This is a genomic window from Robertmurraya sp. DFI.2.37, assembly GCF_029211245.1.
Lineage (GTDB): Bacteria > Bacillota > Bacilli > Bacillales > Cytobacillaceae > Robertmurraya > Robertmurraya methanolica_A.
Genome location: NZ_JARGEJ010000639.1, coordinates 1 through 301, shown reverse-complemented (window position 1 = coordinate 301; position 301 = coordinate 1). Strand labels below are relative to the sequence as shown.

Annotated in this window: 1 protein-coding gene and 1 pseudogene; both read right to left on the bottom strand. The window is 37.2% G+C overall.

Annotation, left to right across the window (positions count from 1 at the left end; all coding sequences use genetic code 11):
* Positions 1 to 138, bottom strand: a 138-nt coding sequence (locus PZE06_RS31705; protein WP_369011867.1) for a hypothetical protein, incomplete at its 3' end; no start/stop codon positions are given.
* A pseudogene (locus PZE06_RS28030) lies at positions 125 to 274 on the bottom strand (stage V sporulation protein AC); the annotation flags it as partial. The gene PZE06_RS31705 and the pseudogene PZE06_RS28030, both read right to left, overlap by 14 nt.
* Between the last annotated feature and the right edge of the window lie 27 nt (positions 275 to 301).

The window sequence follows — 301 nt, the reverse complement described above, 5'->3', positions numbered from 1 at the left end:
ATGCGTAATAATGGAGCCTTCCTTTACAAACAGCGGCAAAGTTTCTAAATCAGCTTCAACTAAATAGTGGTTACCACCAGATAACCTTTCGTCAGTCCAATAATTGACCCACGTTCCTTCTATGAATAACCTGGCCAATAAGACAAATCAGACCACCTGTTATAAAGGCCTTTATACAATTTTTAAAAACGGGTCTGTCGATTTCTCGATTTTTTCGCAATTTTTGATATTCTTGTTGCACCGGGGTTAGTTGTTTCTTTTGATTATTTGACATAGCTTGCCCCTTTCTCTTTAAGTTTTC